A 24,707-nucleotide genomic window follows, 5' to 3' on the forward strand; every position below is an offset into this window, starting at 1 on the left:
CCGCGGTCGGGTGACTACTTGAGCAACCGCGACATGCGCCGGTCGGCCAGGATCTTCCCACCGGTCTGACACGTTGGACAGTATTGAAAAGACTTGTCCGCGAACGACACTTCGCGCACGGTGTCCCCGCATACCGGGCAGGGCAACCCGGTGCGGGCGTGCACCCGCAATCCGGAGCGCTTCTCGCCCTTGAGCGTGGCCGCCCCCTGCCCGACGGACCGGCGTACCGCGTCGGTGAGCACCGAGACCATCGCGTCGTGCAGCGTCGCGAGCTGCGCTTCGGACAGCTTGCCGGCGGTGGCGAACGGCGAAATGCGGGCGACGTGCAGGATCTCGTCGCTGTAGGCGTTGCCGATCCCGGCGATCATCTTCTGGTCGGTGATGACCGTCTTGATCCGGCCGGTGTTGCCCGCCAACAGGTTGCCCAGCGCGTCCACGTCCAGGTCGAGCGCGTCCGGGCCGAGCGCGGCGATACCGGGGACCTGCGCCGGATCATCGACCAGCCACACCGCCAGCCGCTTCTGGGTGCCGGCCTCGGTAAGGTCGAAGCCCGGCGCCTCGCCGGGCGTGCCCAGGTGCACCCGCAGCGCGATCGGGCCCTTGCCGGGCCGCAGCGGCGCCGCGGCCAGCTTGTCCGACCACCGCAGCCAGCCCGCCCGCGACAGATGCGCGATCAGGAAGAGGGTGTCTGTCCGCAACCCGAGGTACTTGCCCCACCGCTCGGCGCCCGCCACGTTCTGGCCGTGCAACGCGCTGATCGGCGGGTCGAAGGTCTTCAACACGGACAGGGCGCCGATGTCGACCCGGCCGATCGTCAGGCCGACGGCATGGCGTCGCAGGTGGTCGACCAGCGCTTCGATCTCGGGTAGTTCGGGCACCGTTTCAGTGTGCCGGTCGCAGCAAATAGGTGTCCATGATCCAGCCGTGCCGGGCGCGGGCTTCGGCTCGCAGCGAAACGATGCGGGCCCCCACCTCGCCGACGGTGCCCGCGATGAGCAGTTCGTTCTCGGTGCCGAGGTAGGCGCCCCACCAGATCTGCGTGTCGGGCGGACAAATCTGGAACGAGCAGTCGGCGTCGAGCATCACGACGGCGGCTTCAAGGGCCGGCCCGCGGTTGCGCAGTTGCCTTCCCGTGGTGATCAGAACGGGTTCGCCGACCTCGTTTAGCGGTATGCGGTGCCGCGCGGTCAGCGCCTGCACCGCGGTGATGCCCGGGACGACGTCGAAGGTGAAGTCGACCCGCGTGGCCACCGCACCCAGGATGCGCAGCGTGCTGTCGTAGAGCGACGGATCGCCCCATGCCAAGAAACCACCGACGCCATGCGGACCCAGCTCGGCGGAGATGGCGTCGGCCCAAATAGCCGCGCGGGCGGCATGCCAGTCCGCAACCGCGTCCCGGTAGTCGGCATCACCTGTCCGCTTCGGGTCGGGTAGCTCCACGAAGCGGTAGCCCGGCTCGCGGATGAAGCGGCCGCAGATCTCGCGTCGCAGCGCCACCAGGTCGCTCTTCTGCTCGCCCTTGTCCATCGCGAAGAACACCTGGACGTCGTTGAGCGCATCGATGGCCTGCACGGTCACGTAGGCGGGATCGCCGGCACCGATGCCGATGACGTGGATGTGCCGGCCCACTACCTCGCCTCCTGATCTTCGTTGCCCGTCAGATTGCCGAATCGCAACCTCCAGCATCTAGCCGGGACCACAAGTACCCAGTACCCTGGGTACCGTCGAAGCACCCAATGGAGGGACGCCAGCGATGACCTCAGCGGTAAAGCCCGCAGGGCCGAGTCGTGAAGAATTCTCCGACCGCCTGCTGAAGGGCTCGGTCAAAAAGTCTTATGAGCCCGTCGTCGACATCGATTGGGATGCCCCGTTGGATCCGGACAAGTTCTACCTGCCGCCCCGGCTGGTGTCGCTGTACGGCACGCCGATGTGGGACGAGATGACTCGCGAGGAACAAATCGAGCTGTCCAAGCAGGAACTGGTCAACACACTGTCGGCCGGGATCTGGTTCGAGAACATGCTCAACCAGTCGCTGCTGCGCACCATCCTGCACGAGGACCCGACCAGCAGGTCGACGCATTACAAGTTGACCGAACTGGGCGACGAGACGCGGCACATGGTGATGTTCGGCAAGGCCATTGAACGCATCGGCGCCAAGCCGGTGCGCCCCAGACTGTTTCACCGATGGATCATCAACGCGCTGCCGCTGGCGTTTCAGCGCGGGTCCATGCTCTGGGTGGCAGCCCTGATCGGTGAGGAGATCTTCGACTCGCTGCAGCGGCAGATGATGGACGATCCGGAGCTCCAGCCGATCATTCAGCGGCTCATGCGTATTCACGTCACGGAAGAGGCGCGCCACATCCAGTTCGCGCGCGACGGCGCGCGCAAGCGCGTCGTCGAGATGCCCCGGTTCAACCGCTGGTTCATGGCCAACATCAACGGCCTGGGCGGATATTTCTTCAATTACCTGTTCAGCAATCCGGTGCCTTACGCCCGAACCGGCCTCGACCCTAAGCGGGCCCGCAAGGTCGCGCGAACCAGTTCGCATCGGCGCGCCATGCAGGTTGCCGGCTTCGCTCCACTGGCGGCGTTTTTGACCGAGATCGGCCTGATGGGCCCGATCGCACGCCGCGGCTGGAAGCGCAGCAGGTTTCTGTGACGCGGTCGCCCGAGCGCCGCTGCCATATCGCCGTCGTCGGTGCAGGCGCATTTCGCCGAAGTGCCCAAACCGCCTTGCTGGCAGCCGATTTCACCGACCTGGTGACGCTGGACGGGCGGGGTCGGCACGCGCGCTTTGACGACGACTCCGACTCCTGGCTGTTGACCGCGGCGGACGGCGAACACCTCCGGGCCGATGTCGTCGTTGCCACCGACCGCCCGGTGCAGCGACCATGGCTGCCCCGCATACCCGGGCGTGACGAGTTTCGCGGAGTGTCGTTCCACGCCGCGGCCTGGGATTCCGGATTCGATCCGTCCGGCAAGCACATCGCGGTGGTCGGCACCGACACCGCGGCCGGACACCACCTCGGGCGCCTGGCGCGGGCGGCCGCATCGGTCACCGTGTTCGCTTACGCACCGCGGCGCGTCGTGACCGAAATCCCGCTGTGGTCCACCCGCGCCGCACATTGGCTGCGCCGCCGCACCCTGCGGGCCGCCCGGGCCCGCGTGGCGATCGCCGCTTCGGCCATTGAGGCGGTGACCGCCTCGGGCGTGCGGACCATCGATGGCGTCGACCACGCCGTCGACGCCATCATCTACGGCACCGGGTTCTCCGTGCCCGAGGACTTCGCCGACCAGACCTTGGTCGGCGCTACCGGCCTGACCATTCGGCAGGCGTGGTACGAGGGCATGGAGCCGTTCTACGGGGTGGCCGTTCGCGACTTTCCCAACTACTTCTTCCTCACCGGACCCGATCCGGACGCGCAGTTGCGCTACGTCGTCAAGTGCCTGGACATCATGCGGGGTACCGCCAGTCGCCGCATCGAGGTGCGGGCCAGCAGCCAGCAGGTGTTCAACGAGCGGGCTCAGTTGCGAGCCGCCGAGCCGCCCCCGGTGGCATCCGCCTTCGATCTCTCGGCCAGCGCGCCCGCCGACGAAGCCACCTACGACGGCGCTGCCACGCTGGAAATCGCAGGCACCCGCCACTCGGTGCGCGTCCGGCTCACCGGCCACCTGGACCCGATCGACGGCCACTACCACTGGCAGGGAACGGTATTTGGTTCCTCGTCGGAACCGTTGTGCGGCGACATCCTCAAGCAAGCGAGGATCGGCACGCTGACCATCGGTGAGTGCAGCACGCCGGCACGCATCGTCGAACAAACACCGTGGGGGACGCACTCGGTCGCCGGAGTGGGCGCTCCCCCCTACGCGCTGAGCAACCACTGAGAAGGCTGACACGCGGCGGTGCGTCGGAGCCTTTGCCCCGGTGAGCGCCCTGATCGCGGACATACCGAAAAGTTTGGCGGCTCTCACCATGTGGTAATCCCGTAGAAAGTGCGTACTGGGCGATCGTCTTCGTGGCGCGTTGGGCGGTGTGGTCGGCTTCCCGACGGAGGGGGGCGCATGGTGCTTTCATCGCAGACGAGTGTTGCGGTATTTGTCCGATCCCAGACGCGGCCTGCGGTTTCCTCCGGTATCGAGACCGCCGCCCCGCGAATTAGACTTTTGCCGCCGAGAGCGGATACTCAAGCAATCGGCCCGGCGGATTGCGAGGAGCGGGAAATGGAACCGGACGTCAGGACCGAGCTGGAATGAGCCCGGTGGCCGTTGCAATGCGGACGGATGGCTCGGTTGCCGTTCTGACCGTCGACGGTGAGCTTGATGCCGCCCACGAGACGCCACTTCGCGAACGCATCCTCAAGGCCACGCTGGACGATGCCACCGCCGCCGTGATCGTCGACGTATCGGGGCTCAAGGTGCACACGGAGTCCGCATGGTCGGCCTTCATGGGCGCGTACTGGCAGGTCGGCAGCGTCCCCCACATTCCGATCGCGTTGGTCTGCACCGACCGGGCCGCCCGCGAAGCGATTACTAGTAGCGGTGTCACCCACTTCATCCCGGTCTATTCGAGCGAGAAGGCCGCATTAAAGGCACTCGGACAGAACAGCCGCCGCCCGGTGCGGCGCGCCGAGGTTCAGCTGCCCGCCGATCTGACCAGCCTGCGCGAGTCACGGCGCCTGGTCCGCGAATGGCTCACCACGTGGTCGCAGTCCAAGCTCATTCCGGTGGCGTTGGTGGTGGTCAACGTGTTCGTCGAAAACGTGCTGGAACACACCGCGAGCGTTCCGGCGGTGCGAGTCGAAGCGCAAGGCGCCACCGCGACTATTGCGGTGTCGGATGCGAGCAATACACCCGCGCTGCGATTGCCGTCGCCGAAGAAAGGCATCGACGTGTCGGGGCTGGCGATCGTCGACGCGTTGTCCCGCGCGTGGGGCAGCACGCCAACCTCGTCCGGCAAGACGGTGTGGGCGATCATCGGTCCCGAGAACCAGCTTTAGTCGTATACCTGCCTCCGGCGACCACCGGGTGGCAGTGGCGCCCCTCGGCCCGGTTGTGCTGAAACTAGAACACGTTCTAGTCTCGAAGGACGACTCCTTCAGGAAGGCAGATGACGTGCGGTTTACCTACGCAGAGGCGATGACTGACTTTCGGTATTACGTCCCGCTGGCCAAAGCGGCCGAGGCGGCCGGCTACCACGCCATGACGATCGCCGACAGCATCGCCTACCCCTTCGAATCGGACTCGAAGTACCCCTACACCCCGGACGGCAACCGGGATTTCCTCGACGGCAAGGAGTTCATCGAGACTTTCGTGCTGACTTCGGCATTGGGCGCGGTGACCACGAGACTGCGCTTCAACTTCTTCGTGCTCAAGCTGCCCATCCGGCCACCGGCGTTGGTGGCCAAGCAAATTGGGTCGCTGGCCGCGATGACCGACAATCGGGTGGGTTTCGGCGTCGGCACCAGCCCATGGCCTGAGGACTACGAGCTGCTGGGAGTCCCGTTCGCCCGGCGCGGCAAGCGGATGGACGAATGCATCGAGATCATCCAGGGCCTCACCACCGGTGACTACTTCGAATTCCACGGCGAGTTCTACGACATCCCCAAGACCAAAATGACGCCGGCGCCCACCAAGCCCGTCCCAATCCTGATCGGCGGGCACGCTGACGCCGCCCTGCGGCGTGCGGCACGCCTGGACGGCTGGATGCACGGCGGCGGCGACCCCGAGGAACTCGACCACCTCCTGGCCAAGCTCAACAAGTTCCGCGCAGAAGCCGGCAAGACCGGGCCGTTCGAGATCCACGTCATCTCGGCCGACGCCTATACCGCGGACGGCATCAAGCGGCTCGAGGACAAGGGCGTCACAGACGTCATCGTCGGCTTCCGCATCCCCTACATCAAGGGCAAGGACACCGAGCCCCTGGACAGCAAGATCCGCAACCTGGAGATGTTTGCCGAGAACGTGATCGCGAAACTCTAGCGGTGGTCACAAGCGCGGCGCAGCCGGGCGCAGTGGGCCGCCGCCATCGGGCACCGCGGTGGTCACAAGCGCGGCGCAGCCGGGCGCAGTGGGCCGCCGCCATCGGGCACAGCGGTGGTCACAAGCGCGGCGCAGCCGGGCGCAGTGGGCCGCCGCCATGACGTGAAGCGTTACAGCACATCCCATTTCGGAGCGCGCTTCTCCCGGTGCGCCATGGCGGCCTCGACCGGGTTGTTCGTGAAGCCGCTGAGGATCTGAGTGCGGTTCTCGATCTCGATGGCGTGGCGCAGGCTTGGCGCGTCCAGCGCGGCATTGAGGCCAATCTTGGTCTGCCACACGCCGTATGCGTTGTTCTCGGCGATCGAGCGGGCCAGCTTGAGTGCGGCGGGCATCAGCTCATCGGATGCGACGACTTCGTGCACCAGCTTGATGCGATAGGCCTCGGCCGCGTCGATGATGCGTCCGGTGAGCATGAGTTCGCGCGCCACCCCGGCGCCGACGATCTTGGGCAGCAGGTAGCTGGTGCCCATGTCCATCGACGAGAAGCCCGCCTTGATGAACACCGAACCGAACCGGGCTTGCTCGGAGGCGACGCGGATATCGCAGACCAACGCGAACGCCAGGCCACCCCCGACGGCGACACCGTTGACCGCACCGATGACCGGGATGTCCATCTCATAGATCCGCGTGTACAGGTTGGCCAACCGAACCTGGGCGTCGTAGTTGGCCTTGAACGGCGGCGTGGTCGGCTTGTTCTGCGTCCATGGCCGCCCGGTGCCGCTCAAATCCGCGCCGGCGCAGAATCCGCGTCCGGCACCGGTCAGGACCGCCACCCGATACTCACCTTTGTCCAGCACGTCGAGAGCCTCGTGGACGCCGTCGATCAACGACCCGTCGATGGCGTTGAGGCGCTCTGGCCGGTTCAGGGTGATGCAGGCGATGTTGTCTTCGAGAGGTTCCAGTGTCACTGCAGGCATAGGGGGAACCGTAGGCGACATCGCCATTTACCGAGTAGGCATACCGTGGTTTTGCGACCGCGTCGACGGAGCAGACATGGCACGAAGCGAAGGTGATACCTGGGACCTGACCAACAGCGTGGGGGCCACCGCCACCACGGTGGCGCGGCGCACGGCCGAGGGCCGGCGACGACACGGGCCCGACATGAATATCGCCGCGCTGGCCTACCCGGGCGAGCACACCCACGTGGCCGCGCACCTGCGCGCCGACGGGTGGGAGACGACCACGTTTTCGCTCACCGACCTGTTCGCCGCGGCTGGCCTGCCGCCACTGGACGAGCGCGCGCGGCAGGGCGCGGCCGCGAGGATCACTTTCGTGCGGGCCGTCCAACCCTACCCGCGAACGTGCAACTGCCGACGCCCCTTCTCGGGAAACGCGTTGGCAGTTGCACTTTCGCGGTTCAGCCTGACCGTTTGGCCAGCCATTCGGCCTGCATCACCAGCAGGGCCATGACCTCCAATTGCGTTGTCTGCGGATCCAATTCACGGTATCGCTGATACACGTTGACCACGACCCGCTCCGCGTCCAGCCAGGTGGCGTACTCGCCGAGGTCGATGATGTCGGCGGCCTCGGCCCACGACAAGCCCCGGCGGTAGGCGGCCTCGGCCTGTTCGGCGACGTGCACGAGATAGCCACGCACCGCGCGGATTCCGTCCGGATCGGTGATGGGGCCGTGGCCGGGCACCACCGTCGGCGCGTCCAGCGCGATCATCGTGTCGCACGCCGCGACCCAGTTGGCGATCGGGCCGGCCCACACGATGGGCGTGCAGCCGATGAACAGCAGGTCGCCGCCGAACAGCACCCCCGCGTCGGGCACGTGCACCACCGAGTCGGCCGCCGTGTGCGCGGGACCCAGATTCAGCATGTCGATCCGCCGGCCGCCGACCTCGATGGACAGGTTGCGCTCGAAGGTCTGGTCGGCGTTGCGCAGCGTGATGTTGCTGAAGTCGAAGTGCCCGAAGCGTTCTCGCGTGTACGGGGTCGCCACCGGCCCGAGGTTGGCGGTTTGCGCCATGGCCAGCATCTCCGGCGCCATCCCGTGCTCGATCTCCTCGGCGGTGCCGTGCGCGGCGATGATGCGGACCGACTTGTCGAGCAGTTGGTTGCCGTGGGTGTGGTCGCCGTTGGAGTGGGTGATCAACGCGTCGGTGATGGGTGCGGACCCGGTGATGGGCCGCATGGCGGTGAGCATCTCGCGGGTCAGCGCCAGGTCGAACAGGGTGTCCACCAACACCGACGCGCCCTCGCCGGCGATCAGCCCGGCGTTGCTCCACCCGTAGCCCCCGTCCGGCAGCGTCCATGCCCACACCCGGTCGGCCACCTGATGCAGCCCGCGGGTGTAGGGCACCCGGGTCGGTGCCCGATTGACCCGCGGCGCTGCGGGCGCGACGTCGGGGTTGGGCCGAGCGGTCAACGCGTGTGGCGCGCTGCTCGCGCGGACGGTCTGCCGGGTCTCCCCTAAACCCTGGACTTGCAGCGTGACGACGTCGCCGTCGTGTAGCCAACCGGGAAACGATTCCAGCGCACGGGGATTGAGGTGCTCGACCAGTGTGCAGGTGGGCACCGTCCCGGAGCCGATGACATCGCCGGGGTTGAGGGTCACGCCGCGCGAGGCGTAGGAGATGACTTCGCCGAAGGTCCAGTCCATCTGGGCCGTCGACCCCGTACCGATGACGGCGTCGTTGACCAGGGCGGTGACCCGCAGGTCCAGCTTGCCCGGATGGGAGGGATGGCGGTACGGCTCGAGTTCGTCGGGGGTCACCAGGTAAGGACCCAGCGTGACGCCGCTGTCCTTGCCCTTGCCCTGTCCGATACCCAATTGGCCTTCCATCTGCTGCAGGTCGCGCGCGGACCAGTCGTTGAAGATGGTGTAGCCGATGATCGCCCGCTCGGCCTGTTCGACGGTGAGATCCTTTCCGCCGGTGCCGATCACCGCGGCGATCTCCAATTCGAAGTCTTGCCAAGCACTTCCGGGCGCCGTCGGCGCGTCGTCGTAGGGCCCTAAAACGGTTGCCGCACAGGCGAAGTAGAACGCGGGGATGCGGTACCAGCTGTCGGCGAGCAGCCGCCCGGCGCCCATCGCGGCTTGGCAGTTACGCATGTGGTCGAGGAAGCACAGGGAATCCCGGATGGACGGCGGGCGCGGGATGGGCGCCAAGAGCCGCACCGTACCCAGGGGCACTGTCGCCGCCGGGGCTTGCAACGTATCCTCGCCGGCCGCGCGTAACCCGTCGGCACCGCGGCCGATCAGGTCAAGCAGCGTCACACCCACACGCATCGCGTAGATGGTGTCGTCGGAGAGCAACCCGGTGCGTTCACCATCGGCGTCAAGGTAGGTCACCCATTTCATTCGCGCACACCCGACGAAGGCGCAGTATTCAATGGGCGCGGTATTCGTAGGCCAACATTGCGACGTATAAGCATCCTTTCGAGTGTAGGCAGGCGATCGATCGACGCCTTCGGGCCGTCTGCCCCACGGGGAAACCCGGGGCGAGCGACCGACGAGATCGGCATGTGCAGCTTGTGACTGGACTCTGATCGCAGTCAGCCACCGGTGGCGTGCATTGACCATCCGGTCATGACTGCATGTGAGATCAGCGCCAAGCTGCGGGCCATCGTCGGAAGCGGCAGGCGTGTTCGCTCGAGCCATCGACACTGCCGGGTAATCGCTCCACCGGTAGCCGTAGCGGGCCGGTCACGCCTTGACGGATATCTTGAAGATCAGGGCGGTCAGGGCGCCGAACGCGCCGTGTGCGCTGATATACAGCCGTTTGGTGTCATATCCGGCGACATCCTTCATGGTCTCAGCGCCGAATCGGGCGGGGGTATGTCCGTCCGTCACGGTGACGTCGGCACCGAGCAGGGCGTGCCTGATGTGGTCCCGTTCGACCCCAGTCGCGGTGGCCATGAGTTGTCCGATGGTGCGCCTTCCGCCCGCAGTGGGGACCGCAGCGCACGCGACTCCGTGCTCGTCGAGGTAGCGGTTGACTGACTCGACGGTGGCATCGGCGCCGACGACCAGGCTGAGGTTGCCGAGGTTGACTGTCATGTCGGTGTTGTCACCCACGGTGAGCGGGAGGTCCGACGCCGGCGTCAGGCTGCCTGTGAGGGCGGCACGCACCGCGGCGCCGAACGCGCTGGTGTCGGGCTCCTCGGGACTATGTTCGGGCAACATGACCCCGGGGTTGAGCAGTCCGGCGGGATCGAATGCCTTCTTGATCGAGCGTTGTGCGGCGATCTCCACCGGGGTGAAGCGCTTGGTCATGAATTGGATCTTCTCGGTGCCGACACCGTGCTCGCCGGTGATGGTGCCGCCCAATTCCAATGCGGCTTCTATGATCTCATTGTTGGCGGCCTCCAGGGCGGACGTCGCCAGCGGGTTGTCCTTGTCGTAGAACGTCGTGGGGTGCAGGTCGCCATCGCCGGCGTGACCGCACACCGCGATGAACAGCAGGCCGTCGGAATGGCGTGCTGCGGTGGCCTGAATGGCTTCCTGCATCTCGGGGATACGGTCACGGGGCACGGTGACGTCACCGATGAAGAAGCCCTTGCCGCTTTGCACCACCGAGTTGGGGGCGTTGAGGCGGCCGTACCACAGGGCGTCGCGGTCCTTCTCGTCCTTTGCTATCCGCACTTCGGTTGCCCGCTCACGCAGTACCCTTTCCACGATCGCCTGGTCGTGGGCCACCTCGGCAGGGGTGCCGTCGACGTCGATCAGCACGATGGAATCGGCATCAAGCGGATAGCCGGTGTCGTAGAACTGCTGCAGTCCGGCGATGCCCGCTCGGTCGAGCCACTCCACGGCGGCGGGCACCACGCCGGTGGCGATGACCGCGGCGATGGTATCGGCGGCTTCTCTGGCGGTGGCGAACGCGCCCATCAGACTGTGGGTGACCTCGGCGAGCGGCCGCAGTGCGACGGTGGCTTCGGTGACGATGCCGAGAGTTCCCTCCGATCCGATGAGGACACCGAGGAGGTCAGGTCCCTCGTCGTCGGCGCTGAAGGTGACAGACGACCCGTCGGGCAGGACGACGTTGACGCTCAGGATGTGGTTGAAGGTGACGCCGTACTTCAACGCGTGTGGGCCGCCAGCGTTCTCGATGATGTTGCCCGCCACGGTGGCCAGGTGTGCTGAGACGGGATCGGGTGAGAAGCACAATCCGTGCGGTGCCAGCGCGGCTTGCAGGTCGGAGTTGATGACGCCGGGTTCGACGCGGGCGCGGCGATTCTCGGCATCGATGTGAAGGATCTGGTTGAGGCCGGACAAGTCGAGCAGGACGCGGCCCGCGGTGGGCATCATCCCGCCCGAGCAGTTCGAGGCTCCGCCGCGCGGCACGATCGCCACGTTGTGCCGGGATGCCAGCCGCATGATCGGTGCGATGTCGTCGCGGCCGCGGGGGCGTAGCAGTAGGCCTGCCACCCCCCCGACGCCCCAGTAGTCACGGCCGCGTTCGGCGAGCTGGCCCAAATCGGTGGTCACGTCGCCATGGGCAGCGGCCGCCGCGGCGAACCGCTCAATGGCAACACCGTCTGCAGCCGTAGGGTTTTGCGAAGCGTGAGTGGACATCAATCTGCTTCCTTCTGCTGTCGCAACCACGACTCTTCTTCCCCCGGGGCGGGTAGCACCCGCCCACCTTCGATCGCGAAATGCGCTGGACTGTTTTGGATGACGACCAGCACCCGCTTGGCGGGGATGCCGGTGACTCGAGATGCCGCTGCAGCGATCTCAGCCACCAGTTGGCTACTTTGCGCTTCGGGGTGTCCGGTACGAACCCAGCCGTTGATCAGAAGCGGTTGTGCCGGTTTCCCATCGGTGTATACGTCGTCGGGGGCCAGTTCATGGAAGACGACGTTGACGTACGTGCCTGGAACGTGGTTGATCATCGAGTGAATGCGGGTGACTTCGGCCGCCAGGTTGGCCTTGGTGTCGGAGCTCAGCGTCGATTGCACTGCCGTGCACGTGTAGACCGGCATCTCTCAGCCCAGGAACGGCAGTTGCGGCTTGGTGGGCACCACCAGGACGGTGGGCCCGTCGGCGTCCAGGGCCGCCTTGAATTCGCGCACCAGGCTCTCGGTACCGTCCGCAGTGGCCGCGCGGCATCCGAAACCTGTTGCCAGCGAGGCGATATCAAGTCCAGGCAAGTCCATTCCGGGCACATTGCGAGTTTTCTCGAGCAGCGCAAACGACTTGAGTACTGCGTACTCGCCATTGCGCTGCACCACGAACACGATGGGAAGCTTGTGTTGCGCAGCCGTCCAGATGGCCTGTATCGAATATTGGAACGAACCGTCGCCGATCGAGGCGACGATGGTCCGCTTCACCCCGCGGGCCTGGTCTCCAAGCGCGATGCCCACAGCTGCCGGCACTCCCCAGCCGATGCCTCCGCTACCCGTGGCGAAGAAGCTCCCCGGCCGTCGGGTCGGCCACCACTTGATGAGGTCCGCCAGCGTCGAGGTCGACTCCATCACGACCGCAGCGTCGTCGGGCTTGACCGAACTGAGTACCGCGTAGACGTCGTTGGGCGCCAGTGGCGCCGAGGCCACCGGCAGTTCGACGCTCAAGTCCTTGCTCAATCCCGGCGGGGGCTTCCGGTCGCGCGGCACCTCAACGAGGTTCAGGAGCTGTGCGAGCACGGTGCCCATGTCGCCGAGCAGGCTGTCACCCACCGGCGCGGTCGCGGCGAGATGGGGATCGGCGGTGATCTGCAGTAGCTCGGTGCCCTCGGGCAGATAATCACCGGCGACGAAGGGGTAGTACCGGAACACCTGCGCGCCGATCACGATAACCAGGTCGTAACCAGCCAGTGCCTCGCTGACACCGGCGATCGTCAACGGCAGCGGACCACCGTACAAGGAGTGGTCCTCGGGGAACGAGCACCTGTCCGAGAGCCCACTGCCGCGGACCGGCGCGCGCAGCTTCTCCGCGAACGCGATACCGGCGTCCCAGGCACCGGCACGGTCCACCTCAGGGCCGAGCACCAACAGTGGACGCTCCGCATGACTGATCCGCGTGGCGAACTCACGCAACCGCTCGACGTCGGGCTGCACGCGTTGGCTGACCGTCCGGACCACGGCCGGGCCCAGTGCCGGCTTATTCCAGTCGTCGAGCGGGATGGACAGGAACACCGGACCGGCCGACGGCTGGGTCGCCACCGCGTAGGCGCGCATAAATGCCGCGGGCACATCCTCGGCGCGGGCGGGCTCGTAGGCCCACTTGACCCACGGCTGCGGCATCAGGGTCGCGTCGGGATTGTTCAGATACGGGTCGCACAGCGACATTTCGCGGGTCTGCTGACCGGCGGTGACGATCAGTGGCGTATTGGCTCGGTAGGCAGCGACGAGGCTGCCCATCGCGTTGCCGGTGCCCGCCGCGGTATGTAGATTGACCAGCGCGGGCTTGCCGGTCGATTGCGCGAAGCCGTCAGCCATCGCGAGCACGGAGGCCTCCTGCAGGCCCAGCACGTAGGTGAAGTCGTCTGGGAAGTGCTGCAAGAAGGTTTGTTCGGTGGAGCCGGGGTTGCCGAATATCGTGGTCAATCCCAATGTTCGCAGGAGGTCGTAGGTGACCTCGTGGACGGTTTTGGCACTGGTCATCGTTTTAATCCCTCGTCGATCACGTGTGGGCAAAGCATGCAGAGATCACACACTCTGGGAGGTTTCGTGGACCCCGTGGAAACGACGGGTTGGACGAAACCAGGGAAGCCCCGTGGGTTGACATCCGTCTGCGGCTCCGGTCGCTGCCAGCTCGCTGGCATGTCAAGATCACCGGCATGGGTAGCCGTGCGCTCATCGGCCGAGAGGACGAGCAGCAGCGGCTCGTCGAGCTGTGTGACCGCGCCCGAGCCGGCCAGAGCGGCGTCCTCGTCGTTCACGGCGAGGCCGGCATCGGGAAGACGGCGTTGCTCACTGAGGTACTTGCGACGGCTGAAGACGGGCTTCGCATCATCCGCATCAGCGGTGCGGAATCGGAGATGGAACTCGCCTACGCCGGCGTGCAGCAGCTGTGTGGCCCGATTCTCGCTCACATCGACCGATTACCTGACCCACAGAAGAACGCGCTGCGGGTGGCGCTAGGCCTGCGCGAAGGTACGGCACCGGATCGCCTCCTGGTGAATTTGGCCGTGCTGACGCTTCTCGGAGATGCCGGCGCGGAGCGCCCGACCGTCTGCCTTATCGACGACGCTCAATGGATCGACCGCGCGTCACTGCAAGCGCTGGCGTTCGCCGCACGCCGGCTTCTCGCAGACCCGGTGGTGATGATCTTCGCCAACCGCTCACCCGGCGCCCATCACGAGTTGGACGGCCTACCCGAGCTGAATCTGAGCAGGCTCGCACACACCCATGCCAGCACACTGCTGTCCGAAGTCATGCCGGGTCAGTTGGACCACACCGTCAGAGAGAACATCCTGGCCGAAGCGGACGGAAACCCGCTGGCGCTACTCGAGCTACGCCACGCCATGGCACCAGCGGTGTTAGCAGGCGGATACGGGCTCACGGCCGCGACGTCGGTCGCGAAGCGGATCGAGCGAGAATACGACCAGCGCCTACGCGAAATGCCGCCGGCGACACGGACTCTTCTGCTTATTGCGGCTGCGGAACCGACCGGCGACCCAACATGGCTGTGGGCCGCGGCCGCCCAACTCCACATCGACGCCGATGCCGTCGTTCCGGCGGAGCGCTGCGGCCTGATCACCGTCGAATCCCGTCTGCGCTTTCGCCACCCACTGGTTCGTTCGGCTGTCTACCGCAACGCGTCCCCGTCTGAACGGCGACAGGCGCATGCCGCGTTGGCCGACGTCATAATTGGCCCGGCCGCAAACGAGCACCGTGCCTGGCATCGCGCCCACTCCACGAGCGCACCCGATGAGACTGTCGCTGTCGAGCTCATACAGTCCGCCGAGCGCGTCCGCCGACGCGGTGGCACCGCCGCCGCCGCGGCATTCCTGGCGTATGCCGTCGAACTGACGCCCGACCCCGAGCGACGGGCCGAGCGCGCACTCGACGCGGCCCTGTCCAAGCTGGACGCAGGTGACCCAGAGGCCGCAACGCGGTTGCTAGCGGCAGTCGCGGGGACCGAAAACGAAATGCTCAGTGCGCGTCTGGATTTGCTGCGAGCCAAGATCGCCTTCGCCGCCCAACGAGGCCGAGACGCACCTCCACTGCTGCTGGCGGCCGCCCAACGGCTGCAGCCACTGGATGCCGGACTCGCGCGCGAGACCTATCTCGACGCACTCGTGGCGGCGATGATCGTCGGCCGCCTCGCGGAGGAACAGACATCCGCGGCAGCAATAGCGACTGCCGCGCGACACGCCCTACCCCCGTCCGGCCGTCCCACGGCCGCCGACCTTTTCCTCGAAGGAATCGTCGTCCGGCTCACCGAGGGACACGCCGTCGCGGCACCACTGCTGCGGCGGGCCATCAACCAGTACCTGAAGGAAGACGAAGCGGGTATCGCGGATCCACGGTCACATGACATCACACTGCGGGTCCTCCTCGATCTGTTCGATCAGGATACCTACAACTCGCTCAACCGCCGCCAAGTCGAACTCCTCCGTGCCGCGGGCGAATTGGCGGTTCTCCCCGCCGCTTTGACCACCTACGCAGGGGGATGTGTCACCGCCGGCGACTTCGCGCAGGCCGCGAATCTGCTCGCGCAGTCGGAAGCGATCTGCACCGCGACCGGCGCGCCGCCGCACCGCTCCATCCAGACATACCTCGCCGCCTGTCGCGGGCAAGAGGAACTCGGCAGAGAACTCGCGCAAACCACCATCCGGGACGCCACCGCGCGTGGCGAAGGCAGCGAAATCACCGTCGTGCTCTTCTCGCTGGCCATCCTGCACAACGGACTCGGCCAGTACGACGAAGCGCTCACGGCGTGCACGGCCGCGCTGGAATACGACGACGTAGGAATGTACGGCCACCTACTCAACGAGACGGTGGAAGCTGCGGCACGTTCCGGCAACACCAGCATCGCTGAATCAACAGCAGAACAGGTGATCGAGAGGGCCGAAGCAACCGGAACTCCAACAGCATTCGGATACGCAGCGCGCGCCAAAGCGCTGACTACCACGGGACCCGCAACCGAAAACGAGTATCGCAACGCAATAGAAGGACTGGAGCGCTCACCACTGAAGGTCATGACCGCGCGCACCCACCTCATTTTCGGTGAGTGGCTGCGCCGCGAGAACCGCCGAGCGGAAGCACGCGCCGAATTGCGCATCGCTCATGAAATGTTCCGACAAATGGGATCCGACGGCTTCGCCGAGCGGACGCGCCGCGAACTCCAGGCCGCGGGCGAGCCGCTACAAAAAGAGCGGGGCGACAGAACGGCGACGACTTTGACGACACAAGAAAGCTACATCGCCCGACTTGCAAGCGACGGTTACAGCAACTCCGAGATCGCCAGTCATCTATTCATCAGCCCGCGCACAGTGGAATGGCACCTCAGTCGGATCTTCGCCAAGCTCGGAGTATCGTCCCGCCGCGACTTGCGGGCCCGCTCGAGTGACGGCTTGAAGTCAGACGCCAGTACGTCCGTGTTCGACCTCGTCCAGCGCAAGTGACACAGTGCTTTTGAACATCATTCACTCGCGTACCACCTCACTCGCTTCCTTGTCCGGTCGCAGCCCCCGCCAACTCGATTGGCGTAGCCGGTTGTCTGGGGTCCACTCGCTGTAGCGCACCTCCCCGACCAGAACGGGTTTGACGTAGGTCACGCCCCGGGCTTCGCTCCTGGGCAGCGGGGGGTGGAACGGGGATTCGTCGGTGTGCAGCGGCGCCAGCGTCTTCTTCAAGTTGGCCAGGTCGCGCTCGGTGAACCCGGTGCCGACGCGCCCCGCGAAATGCAGGCCGTCGGCGCTGGGGATGCCCATCAGCAGTGAGCCGATGCCGCTGGTGCGTCCACCTTGCCCCGCCTTCCACCCGCCGATCACGACCTCCTGGGTGTTCCAGTGCTTGTCCTTGATCCATGACGACGAGCGCCGCCCGGGCTGGTAGGTGGAGTCACGCCGCTTGGCGATCACCCCCTCCCAGCCGCGCTTGCCCGAGTATTCCAGCGCTTGTGCGCCGTCTCCGGGCAGTAGCTCGGGAACGATGAGATCGCTGCCGGCGCCCAGCATTTCCAGCACCTTTCGCCGGTCCCGATAACTGGCCCGCAGCAGCGAGCGGCCGTCGAGGTACAGCACGTCGAACGCCCAGAATTCGACGCGTGAGCCGCGGCCACGGTTCTGCATCTCGTGGAAGTTGGGCACACCCGAAGAATCCAGGACGACGGCCTCGCCGTCGAGGACCACGTGGTGCTCCGCGAGAGCGTCTGCCAGCGAACGAAGTTCGGGATATTCGCTGGTGACTTCGCGGCCGCGCCGAGAACGTACCCGGATGGCGCCGTGGTCGACCTCGATCAAGAGCCGATAGCCATCCCATTTGCCTTCGAACGCCCATTGGCTTGCCTTCAGCGCCGTGACCGAGCCGTGGGTGGCCAGCATGGGGACGATGGTGTCGAACTCGAAAAGCTTTTGGTCCTTCATCCGGTGAGCCAGCCACTGGTCCCCGTTGGTCTGAATCAGTGCGTAGCGTCCGGAGATCTTGCTGCCGTGCAGATTAACGATGACTTCGTCGTCACGAAACTTCTCGGCCTCGTAGGTGCCGGAGTCCCAGATAATCACCTTCCCCGCGCCGTACTCCCCTTTGGGGATGATGCCCTCGAATCCGCCGTACTCCAGCGGGTGGTCCTCGGTGTGGACCGCCAGGTGGTTCACCGAGGTGGTTTCGGGCAGGTTCTTCGGTACCGCCCACGACACCAGCACGCCGTCTCGTTCCAGCCGGAAGTCGTAATGCAGCCGACGGGCGTGGTGTTCTTGGACGACGAAGCTATTTCCTTGCCCTATAATGGGTTTCGCTGCCGGCACCGGTTCGGGCGTCTTCGAGGCGTCGCGCATGCTGCGGTATTTGCTCAGGCGATCCGGCATCGGTGCATCCTCGTCCAGCGGTGCCAGCAGGTCGCCGTCACGGGCGACCCGGTCCAGAACTTCGTCGTAACGCAGCTGGCGCAGCGACGGGTCGTCGAGCTCCTCCCAGGTGCGCGGAGCAGCGACGGTGGGTTGTTCACGTCCTCGCAGCGAGTATGGCGCGATGGTCGTCTTGGAGCCGTTGTTCTGGCTCCAGTCGAGAAAGATCTTTCCGGCCCGCAGGCTCTTGGTCATGGTCGACGTCACTAGTGTGGGCATCGCCTTTTCCAGTTGTTGCGCAACACGTTTGGCTAATACGGTGGCGCCCTTGCTACTCACCGGCTCCTGCAGCGGCGTGTAGAGGTGCAGGCCCTTGCTGCCGCTGGTCAGCGGATACGTCGTCAGTCCGATTCCGGTGATCAGTTCGCGGACGGCGCGCGCCACCTCGGCCAGCTGGGCCATCGTGACGCCTTCGCCCGGGTCCAGGTCGAACACCAGGCGAGTCGCCGGGCCGGGTTTCAGTTCTTCGGCCCGGCTGCGGGTCCACTCGGCGACGAAGCGCCACTGCGGTACGTGGACCTCCAGCGCAGCCTGCTGGGCGATCCACGCCAGCCCGTCGACGCTGTCGATGATCGGATACGTGGTCGTCCCGGATCGATGGGTCACGCTGGCGCGCGGCAGCCAGGCCGGCGCCGACGAGGCCAATTGCTTTTCGAAGAATGGTTCTTCATTGACGCCGTTGGGCCAGCGCTTGCGCGTGGCCGGCCGCCCGGCGATGTGCGGGATCATCATCTCGGCGATGCGCGTGTAGTAGTCGAAGATGTCGCTTTTCGTGGTTCCGGTGGCGGGATACAGCACCTTGCCGGCGTTGGTCAGTTTCACCCGCGGTGCCATGTTGTCAACCTACGCGTTCGACTAGTGTCGAACAGGCCTGACCACCGACTATCGATATCCCAGTCGATCTGTTTTGTGACATCACCCACGGACGCGTTGACCGACCCCCAGGGCACGGGTACAGGTGGAGTGCAATGTTTGATGTCATCCCACCCCCTTGGCGTCGGGACGGCGCCGTCCCCTTGAGCGACGCGACATTGCGACTGCATTCCCAGCGGGTGGACGTGCCCGCGTATGACAGATCGAGCCTTCAGCGTGGTGTCGTTCACATCGGTGCGGGGAACTTTCACCGCGCGCATCAGGCCGTGTACTTCGATGACCTTGCCTGCTCGGGTATTTCGGATCGCTGGGGCGTCACCGGCGTCAGCCTGCACTCCCCTGACGTCAAAGACCTGCTGTCAGCGCAAGATGGCCTGTACACCGTCGTGCAGCGTGGCCACGACCGCCAGACTGCCCGCGTGGTCGGCTCGATCGGCGCCGTTCACTACGCACCCGATGATGACGCAGCGGTCCGCGCCGCCTTGGCAGATCCCCAAACCCGGATCGTCAGCCTGACCATCACCGGCAACGGATATTTCCTGAATCCGGCCACCGACGAGTTCGACGCCGACCACCCCGACGTGCGCGCTGACGTCGTCGCGTCCGGTGGCTATGCCACCGCGTGGGGATATCTGGCCGAGGCTCTCGACCGACGGCGGCGCGCGGGCGTCACGCCGTTCACCGTGCTCTGCTGCGACAACATTCCCGGTGACAGCCGGCCGGCGAAAACCGCACTGGTGTCGTTCGCCGCCCTGAAGAACCCGAAGCTCGCCCGCTGGATCCACACGCATGTCGCGTTCCCGTCCACCATGGTCGATCGCATCACCCCGCAAACCTCGACATCGGAGCGCGATTTCGTTGAGCGGACCTTCGGGGTCGCCGACAAATGGCCGGTGGTGACCGAGCCTCATCGCCAATGGGTGATCGAGGACTCCTTCAGCAACGGGCGGCCGCCGCTCGACGAGGTCGGCGCCGAATTCGTTGCCGATGTCAGCGACCACAAGCTGATCAAGACCCGACTTCTCAATGGAACCCATATCGCACTTGCATGCCTGGCCACGCTGGCCGGTTACCAGTCCACCGACGAGGCGATGCGGGACCGCGTCATCTTCGACTACGTCGAAAACCTCCTGCGCGACGAGATTCAGCCGCTGCTACCCGCCGTCCCCGGGATGAACACACCCGGATATCGGGGCATCCTGCTCGACCGGCTCGGCAATCCCCGCATGAGTGACCAATTGTCGCGGCTGGCGCGGCGGGGAACGAGCAAGATCGCCTCGTTTGTGCTGCCCTCCCTGCAGGAGGCGATCGCGCGGGGCAGGCCGCACACGCTGCTGATGTTGGCGGTTGCGGGATGGGCGCGCTACATGCGCGGCCACGACCTCAAGGGGCGAAAGCTCCGCCTCGAAGACTCCCAGGCGATTCCGGTGACTAGGTTGGCCAACATGGCGAGCACGAACCCCGATCCGCTACTTAGCCATGAGATGTTCGCCGAGGTACGCGCGGTTCCCGGTTTTGCCGAGCGCCTCGGCGCCATGATCGCCGATATCGACGAGCGTGGTGTCGTGCCCACCCTGCGTGACGCGATGCGCGACCACGAGCGAGAGTTGGTGTCGCGATGAACGGCCTGAGCTTTGTGCGCACCTTCGACGCGGCGCCGATCACGACCTTGCTCTGCGACGCCGATGACAACCTGTTCGGCTCGGAGAGGCCGGCGTTCGACGCCTCGACCGAGGTGACCAACCGTTTCCTGGCCAGGTTCGGCGTGACCTCGCCGCTTAGCTGCGAGGAGCTGCGCAAGCGGGCCGTCGGGAAGAACTTCCGTAACACGGCTCTCGATCTGGCGGTGCAGTGCGAAGTGCCGCTTGAGGAAACGTTGGTCCAGGGCCGTCCCGCGGCGGTGGTCGCCTCGGCCAGTGACCTCGCGAGCGGCAACGCGCTGTCCGCCGACGAGCTCGAGCAGTGGGTGCGCGAGGAGCGCGAGCGGGTCACGGCTCATCTGGCCGTCACATTGACCCCGGATCCGGAGGTGCTGGAGCCGTTGCGAAGCCTCGCCGGCCGCTATGCGCTCGCCGCCGTGAGTTCCAGCGCCACCCAGCGTCTGCGTGCCTGCTTCACCGCCACCGGCCTCGACTCGCTCATACCGGAGGCGGCGACGTTCAGCGCGGAGGATTCTCTTCCGGTGCCGACGAGCAAGCCCGACCCGGCGGTGTACCTGCACTGCGGCCAGGTGCTGGGCGTCGCAGCCGAACAGGGGCTGGCCATCGAGGACTCCGTGGCAGGCGTGACATCCGCAGTCGCGGCCGGCTATGCCACCATCGGCAACCTGATGTTCGTGCTACCCGACGAACGGGATTGCCGCCGTGTGGAATTGATCGATGCCGGCGCAGTCGCTATCACCGATTCATGGCGCGCGCTCGCGGATGTGTTGCTGCTATCGGCAATGCCGGCCGGAGGTTCAGCGGCCCGGTGACGACCCGGGCGCTGACCCGGGGAGGAGTTGGCCAATGGAGCCCAGCGGAATCAATTTGAACAATGCGGCACTCGCGACGGTGCCGATCGACGCGCCCAGCTACGACCGCAGCACGGTGACCGTCGGCATCGCGCATATCGGCGCCGGTCATTTCCACCGCGCGCATCAGGCCGCGTACATCAACCTGCTGCTGCAGCAAGGCCTGGCGCACGAGTGGGGCATCTGCGGTGTGGGGGTCATGCCGGCGGACTGGACCATGCGGGACGTACTCGAGGGTCAGGACGGCCTCTACACGCTGATCCTGGAGAACCCCAACGGCACCCGGGATGCTCAGGTGATCGGCTCGATCATCGACTATCGCTACGCCCCGGACGATCCGGATTCAGCTTTGGAGGTGCTGGCCGCCCCGTCCACCCGGATCATCTCGCTGACCATCACCGAGGGAGGTTATCGCGACCCGGACGGCCCCGCGTTCGCGTTGATCGTCGAGGCGCTGGACCGCCGACGCCGGCGCGGCATAACCGCGCCGACAATCGTCTCCTGCGACAATATCGAGAACAACGGTGAGGTCGCCAGGCGTACCGTGCTCGCAAGCGCCGACCGCATAGATCCCGAGTTGGCCGAGTGGGTGGCGGAGCACGCGCGGTTTCCGAGTTCGATGGTCGACCGCATCACTCCGGCAACGACTTTGGAGATGGCCGCGGAGGTGCGGCGCGACTTCGGCGTCAACGACCGGTGGCCGGTGGTGGCCGAGCCGTTCACCGCCTGGGTGATCGAAGACGACTTCGCCGATGGCCGGCCACCGCTCCAACAAGCGGGCGTGCTGCTGGTCGACGATGTGCGTCCGTACGAGCTGATGAAGCTGCGACTGCTCAACGCGGGGCATCAGTGCCTGGCGTACTTTGCCCATCTCTGCGGGTTCAAGTTCGTCCACGAGGCCGCAAGCGATCCGTTGTTCGCCGAATTCCTGCTTGCCTACTTCGAATCGGAGGCCATTCCCACGCTGCCGCAGGTGCCGGGAATCGACCTGCAAGCGTACGGCCGCACGCTGGTCGAGCGGTTCGCCAACCCGGCCGTGCGCGACACGGTCGCGCGGCTGTGCGCCTACTCGTCGGATCGCATTCCGAAATGGCTGTATCCGGTCATCTGCGACAACCTGGCCAACGGCGGGCCGGTTCGGCTGGCGGCAGCCGTGGTGGCGAGCTGGGCACGATACGCCGAGGGCGTCGACGAGTGGGGCAAGCCATACGAGGTACTGGACCAGCTGGCGGACTCGCTCATTCCGATCGCCCGGTCGCAGCGCGAGAATCCCACCGCGTTCATCGAGATCACCGCGGTGTTCTGCGATCTGGCCCACCAACCCCGCTTCGTCGAGGCGTACCGCTGGGCGCTGGATTCGTTGCACAGCAAGGGGGCTCGGGCGACGCTCGATGCCTTGGTGCGATGACCCGCGGGCTGGTGATCGGCGAGTCGCTGATCGATGTCGTCGGGACCGACGAGCATGTCGGCGGTAGTCCGCTCAACGTCGCCGTCGGACTCGGCCGGCTTGGCCGCGAGGTCGACTTCCTGACCTCGATCGCCGACGACTCGCATGGACGCCGCATCGTCGACTACGTCGAAGCCGCAGGGGTGCAGCTGGTTTCGGAAAGCCGGACCGCGCAGCGCACGGCGACCGCACGGTCTACCATCGCCGAAGACGGGGCGGCCGACTACGTGTTCGACCTGGACTGGCGGCTCTCTGGAACGCCGCCGGTCGCGCCGCCGCTGTTCGTTCATACCGGATCGATTGCGGCGGTGCAGGATCCGGGCTGCCTGGCGGTCGCCGCGCTGATCGACACCTATCGTGTTTCGGCCACGGTCACCTTCGACCCCAACGTCCGGCCCTCGCTGATCGCGGACCGGGAACTGGCGGTGGAGCGCATCGAGCACCTCGTCGAGCGCAGCGACATCGTGAAAGTCAGTGAGGAAGACCTGCGCTGGATGGACCCCGCACGTCCCCCCGAGCAGATCGCACAAACCTGGTTGCGGCTGGGTCCGGCCATCGTGGCGGTGACTTTGGCCGGCCGCGGCGCGATGGCGCTCTGCGCGGACGGCGTCGCCCGGGTGCCGACGCGGGCGGTGCACGTCGTTGACACCGTCGGCGCCGGTGACTCGTTCATGGCCGGTCTGCTCGACGCGCTGTGGCAGTCGGGGTTGTTGGGCGGCGACCGGCGCGCCGAGTTGCACGGAATCGGCATCGACGAGCTGACTGCGGCGTTGGAGGTGGCGAGCCTGTGTGCGGCGCTCACCGTCGCTCGCGCGGGAGCCGACCTGCCGGATCGGGCTGCGCTGGACGCGGCTTCGCGTCGTTAGCCGCGCACCCCCCCGTAGTTCGAAGTCTGGCCGGTCGATCCCGCGTCGTAGCCCTGTCGTGCTGTTTTGCCACCGGCCCTACGGGCATACTGACTTGCATGCGCTCCATCTGGAAGGGTTCCATCGCGTTCGGGCTGGTCAATGTGCCGGTCAAGGTGTACAGCGCCACCCAGGACCATGACATCAAGTTCCACCAGGTGCACGCCAAGGACAACGGCCGCATTCGCTACCAACGCGTGTGCGAGGTGGACGGCGAAGTCGTTGAATACCGCGACATCGCGCGGGCCTATGAATCCGACGACGGTCAGATGGTCATCATCACCGACGACGACCTCGCCACGTTACCCGAGGAACGCAGTCGCGAGATCGAAGTGCTGGAGTTTGTGCCGGCCACCGAGGTGGACCCGATGCTGTTCGACCGCAGCTACTTCTTGGAGCCGGACTCTAAGTCATCCAAATCCTATGTGCTGCTGGCCAAAACGCTCGCCGAGACCGATCGGATGGCAATCGTTCACTTCACGCTGCGCAATAAAACCCGGCTGGCGGCGTTGCGCGTCAAGGACTTCGGCAAGCGCGACGTGATGGTGGTGCATACCTTGTTGTGGCCCGACGAGATCCGCGATCCGGACTTCCCCATCCTGGATAAGAAGGTCGAGATCAAGCCGGCCGAACTCAAGATGGCCGGTCAGGTCGTGGAGTCGATGGCCGAGGACTTCAACCCCGACCGCTACCACGATACCTACCAGGAGCAGCTACAAGAACTGGTCGACGCCAAACTCGAAGGCGGAGAAGCATTTACCACCGAGGAGCAGCCGAAGGAACTGGACGAGACCGAGGACGTTTCGGATCTGCTCGCCAAGCTGGAGGCCAGCGTGAAGGCGCGTTCCGGTAACGGCAAGGCACCCGCGAAGAAGGCCGCGGCGAAGAAGGCCCCGGCGAAGAAAACGGCCGCCAAAAAGGCGCCGGCCAAGAAGGCGGCCAAAAAGGCGGCGTCGAAGTCCTGAGCC

The 24,707-nt window shown here is 66.0% G+C and carries 19 protein-coding genes and 1 pseudogene; 11 read left to right on the forward strand and 9 right to left on the reverse strand.

The window, feature by feature from the left end:
* Positions 1-14 precede the first annotated feature (14 nt).
* The 3 genes and pseudogenes from AC5Y4F_RS03065 to cobF all read right to left on the reverse strand — a co-directional run bounded on the left by AC5Y4F_RS03065 (position 15) and on the right by cobF (position 1,629).
* Entirely contained in the window at positions 15-473 is a 459-nt protein-coding gene (locus AC5Y4F_RS03065) for a zinc finger domain-containing protein (protein WP_231986250.1), read from the reverse strand.
* A gap of 162 nt (positions 474-635) precedes the next feature.
* Positions 636-878, reverse strand: a pseudogene (locus AC5Y4F_RS03070) (DNA-formamidopyrimidine glycosylase family protein); the annotation flags it as partial.
* Between the two features lie 4 nt (positions 879-882).
* Positions 883-1,629, reverse strand: coding sequence for a precorrin-6A synthase (deacetylating) (gene cobF / locus AC5Y4F_RS03075; protein ID WP_067930114.1), 747 nt, complete (start codon positions 1,627-1,629; stop codon positions 883-885).
* Positions 1,630-1,753: 124 nt separating this feature from the next.
* Between cobF and AC5Y4F_RS03080 the strand changes: the two genes are divergently transcribed.
* From AC5Y4F_RS03080 to AC5Y4F_RS03095, 4 genes are all read left to right on the forward strand, one after another.
* A complete protein-coding gene (locus AC5Y4F_RS03080; protein ID WP_499995066.1) occupies positions 1,754-2,659 on the forward strand; it encodes an AurF N-oxygenase family protein in 906 nt (301 codons plus the stop codon).
* A 236-nt stretch (positions 2,660-2,895) separates the two neighbouring features.
* Positions 2,896-3,885 carry a DUF4873 domain-containing protein gene (locus tag AC5Y4F_RS03085; protein WP_499995758.1) on the forward strand — a complete coding sequence of 330 codons (990 nt, stop codon included), beginning with the start codon at positions 2,896-2,898 and terminating at the stop codon, positions 3,883-3,885.
* Between the two features lie 365 nt (positions 3,886-4,250).
* Complete coding sequence (locus AC5Y4F_RS03090) at positions 4,251-4,997, forward strand: STAS domain-containing protein (protein ID WP_067930116.1); 747 nt, start codon at positions 4,251-4,253, stop codon at positions 4,995-4,997.
* A 115-nt stretch (positions 4,998-5,112) separates the two neighbouring features.
* Positions 5,113-5,979 carry an LLM class flavin-dependent oxidoreductase gene (locus AC5Y4F_RS03095; protein ID WP_067930117.1) on the forward strand — a complete coding sequence of 289 codons (867 nt, stop codon included), beginning with the start codon at positions 5,113-5,115 and terminating at the stop codon, positions 5,977-5,979.
* A 170-nt stretch (positions 5,980-6,149) separates the two neighbouring features.
* On the opposite strand, the gene AC5Y4F_RS03100 is transcribed toward AC5Y4F_RS03095, so the two are convergent.
* Positions 6,150-6,956, reverse strand: coding sequence for an enoyl-CoA hydratase/isomerase family protein (locus tag AC5Y4F_RS03100; protein WP_067930118.1), 807 nt, complete (start codon positions 6,954-6,956; stop codon positions 6,150-6,152).
* A 76-nt stretch (positions 6,957-7,032) separates the two neighbouring features.
* On the opposite strand from AC5Y4F_RS03100, the gene AC5Y4F_RS03105 reads away from it, so the two are divergent.
* On the forward strand, positions 7,033-7,449 hold the full coding sequence (locus AC5Y4F_RS03105; RefSeq protein ID WP_067930119.1) for a hypothetical protein: 417 nt from the start codon (positions 7,033-7,035) through the stop codon (positions 7,447-7,449).
* Here AC5Y4F_RS03105 and AC5Y4F_RS03110 read toward each other — a convergent pair.
* From AC5Y4F_RS03110 to mdlC, 4 genes are all read right to left on the reverse strand, one after another.
* Positions 7,397-9,346 carry a fumarylacetoacetate hydrolase family protein gene (locus AC5Y4F_RS03110; protein WP_499995068.1) on the reverse strand — a complete coding sequence of 650 codons (1,950 nt, stop codon included), beginning with the start codon at positions 9,344-9,346 and terminating at the stop codon, positions 7,397-7,399. The genes AC5Y4F_RS03105 and AC5Y4F_RS03110 overlap by 53 nt on opposite strands.
* A gap of 345 nt (positions 9,347-9,691) precedes the next feature.
* On the reverse strand, positions 9,692-11,563 hold the full coding sequence (locus tag AC5Y4F_RS03115; RefSeq protein ID WP_067930128.1) for an FAD-linked oxidase C-terminal domain-containing protein: 1,872 nt from the start codon (positions 11,561-11,563) through the stop codon (positions 9,692-9,694).
* Positions 11,563-11,970, reverse strand: coding sequence for a tautomerase family protein (locus AC5Y4F_RS03120; RefSeq protein ID WP_067930130.1), 408 nt, complete (start codon positions 11,968-11,970; stop codon positions 11,563-11,565). The genes AC5Y4F_RS03115 and AC5Y4F_RS03120 overlap by 1 nt, the downstream gene beginning before the upstream one ends.
* 3 nt (positions 11,971-11,973) lie before the next feature.
* The gene (gene mdlC, locus AC5Y4F_RS03125) at positions 11,974-13,590 is read right to left on the reverse strand and encodes a benzoylformate decarboxylase (protein WP_067930132.1); all 1,617 of its coding nucleotides are present in this window, start codon (positions 13,588-13,590) and stop codon (positions 11,974-11,976) included.
* Between the two features lie 176 nt (positions 13,591-13,766).
* Between mdlC and AC5Y4F_RS03130 the strand changes: the two genes are divergently transcribed.
* Entirely contained in the window at positions 13,767-16,559 is a 2,793-nt protein-coding gene (locus AC5Y4F_RS03130) for a helix-turn-helix transcriptional regulator (RefSeq protein ID WP_067930133.1), read from the forward strand.
* A 21-nt stretch (positions 16,560-16,580) separates the two neighbouring features.
* Here the strand turns inward: AC5Y4F_RS03130 and AC5Y4F_RS03135 are convergent, their stop codons facing one another.
* Positions 16,581-18,836, reverse strand: coding sequence for an ATP-dependent DNA ligase (locus tag AC5Y4F_RS03135; protein ID WP_499995072.1), 2,256 nt, complete (start codon positions 18,834-18,836; stop codon positions 16,581-16,583).
* 134 nt (positions 18,837-18,970) lie between these two features.
* Between AC5Y4F_RS03135 and AC5Y4F_RS03140 the strand changes: the two genes are divergently transcribed.
* From AC5Y4F_RS03140 to ku, 5 genes are all read left to right on the forward strand, one after another.
* On the forward strand, positions 18,971-20,497 hold the full coding sequence (locus tag AC5Y4F_RS03140) for a mannitol dehydrogenase family protein (RefSeq protein WP_499995073.1): 1,527 nt from the start codon (positions 18,971-18,973) through the stop codon (positions 20,495-20,497).
* The gene (locus AC5Y4F_RS03145; RefSeq protein WP_499995075.1) at positions 20,494-21,348 is read left to right on the forward strand and encodes an HAD family hydrolase; all 855 of its coding nucleotides are present in this window, start codon (positions 20,494-20,496) and stop codon (positions 21,346-21,348) included. The genes AC5Y4F_RS03140 and AC5Y4F_RS03145 overlap by 4 nt, the downstream gene beginning before the upstream one ends.
* A gap of 34 nt (positions 21,349-21,382) precedes the next feature.
* Positions 21,383-22,795: a mannitol dehydrogenase family protein gene (locus AC5Y4F_RS03150; protein WP_067930145.1), complete on the forward strand. Its 1,413-nt coding sequence runs from the start codon at positions 21,383-21,385 to the stop codon at positions 22,793-22,795.
* On the forward strand, positions 22,792-23,700 hold the full coding sequence (locus tag AC5Y4F_RS03155) for a carbohydrate kinase family protein (RefSeq protein ID WP_499995076.1): 909 nt from the start codon (positions 22,792-22,794) through the stop codon (positions 23,698-23,700). Before AC5Y4F_RS03150 ends, AC5Y4F_RS03155 begins: the two co-directional genes overlap by 4 nt.
* A gap of 98 nt (positions 23,701-23,798) precedes the next feature.
* A complete protein-coding gene (gene ku / locus AC5Y4F_RS03160; protein WP_499995077.1) occupies positions 23,799-24,704 on the forward strand; it encodes a non-homologous end joining protein Ku in 906 nt (301 codons plus the stop codon).
* The last annotated feature ends 3 nt before the right edge of the window (positions 24,705-24,707 follow it).

The organism is Mycobacterium sp. NGS56 (assembly GCF_059812425.1).

Bases quoted from the DNA above. Each gene is read 5' to 3' on its own strand.
- AC5Y4F_RS03080 (WP_499995066.1), top strand. From the start codon at position 1,754: ATGACCTCAGCGGTAAAGCCCGCAGGGCCGAGTCGTGAAGAATTCTCC.
- AC5Y4F_RS03090 (WP_067930116.1), top strand. From the start codon at position 4,251: ATGAGCCCGGTGGCCGTTGCAATGCGGACGGATGGCTCGGTTGCCGTT.
- AC5Y4F_RS03100 (WP_067930118.1), bottom strand. From the start codon at position 6,956: ATGCCTGCAGTGACACTGGAACCTCTCGAAGACAACATCGCCTGCATC.
- AC5Y4F_RS03105 (WP_067930119.1), top strand. From the start codon at position 7,033: ATGGCACGAAGCGAAGGTGATACCTGGGACCTGACCAACAGCGTGGGG.
- AC5Y4F_RS03110 (WP_499995068.1), bottom strand. From the start codon at position 9,346: ATGAAATGGGTGACCTACCTTGACGCCGATGGTGAACGCACCGGGTTG.
- AC5Y4F_RS03115 (WP_067930128.1), bottom strand. From the start codon at position 11,563: ATGTCCACTCACGCTTCGCAAAACCCTACGGCTGCAGACGGTGTTGCC.
- AC5Y4F_RS03120 (WP_067930130.1), bottom strand. From the start codon at position 11,970: ATGCCGGTCTACACGTGCACGGCAGTGCAATCGACGCTGAGCTCCGAC.
- mdlC (WP_067930132.1), bottom strand. From the start codon at position 13,590: ATGACCAGTGCCAAAACCGTCCACGAGGTCACCTACGACCTCCTGCGA.
- AC5Y4F_RS03130 (WP_067930133.1), top strand. From the start codon at position 13,767: ATGGGTAGCCGTGCGCTCATCGGCCGAGAGGACGAGCAGCAGCGGCTC.
- AC5Y4F_RS03135 (WP_499995072.1), bottom strand. From the start codon at position 18,836: ATGGCACCGCGGGTGAAACTGACCAACGCCGGCAAGGTGCTGTATCCC.
- AC5Y4F_RS03140 (WP_499995073.1), top strand. From the start codon at position 18,971: ATGTTTGATGTCATCCCACCCCCTTGGCGTCGGGACGGCGCCGTCCCC.
- AC5Y4F_RS03145 (WP_499995075.1), top strand. From the start codon at position 20,494: ATGAACGGCCTGAGCTTTGTGCGCACCTTCGACGCGGCGCCGATCACG.
- AC5Y4F_RS03150 (WP_067930145.1), top strand. From the start codon at position 21,383: ATGGAGCCCAGCGGAATCAATTTGAACAATGCGGCACTCGCGACGGTG.
- AC5Y4F_RS03155 (WP_499995076.1), top strand. From the start codon at position 22,792: ATGACCCGCGGGCTGGTGATCGGCGAGTCGCTGATCGATGTCGTCGGG.
- ku (WP_499995077.1), top strand. From the start codon at position 23,799: ATGCGCTCCATCTGGAAGGGTTCCATCGCGTTCGGGCTGGTCAATGTG.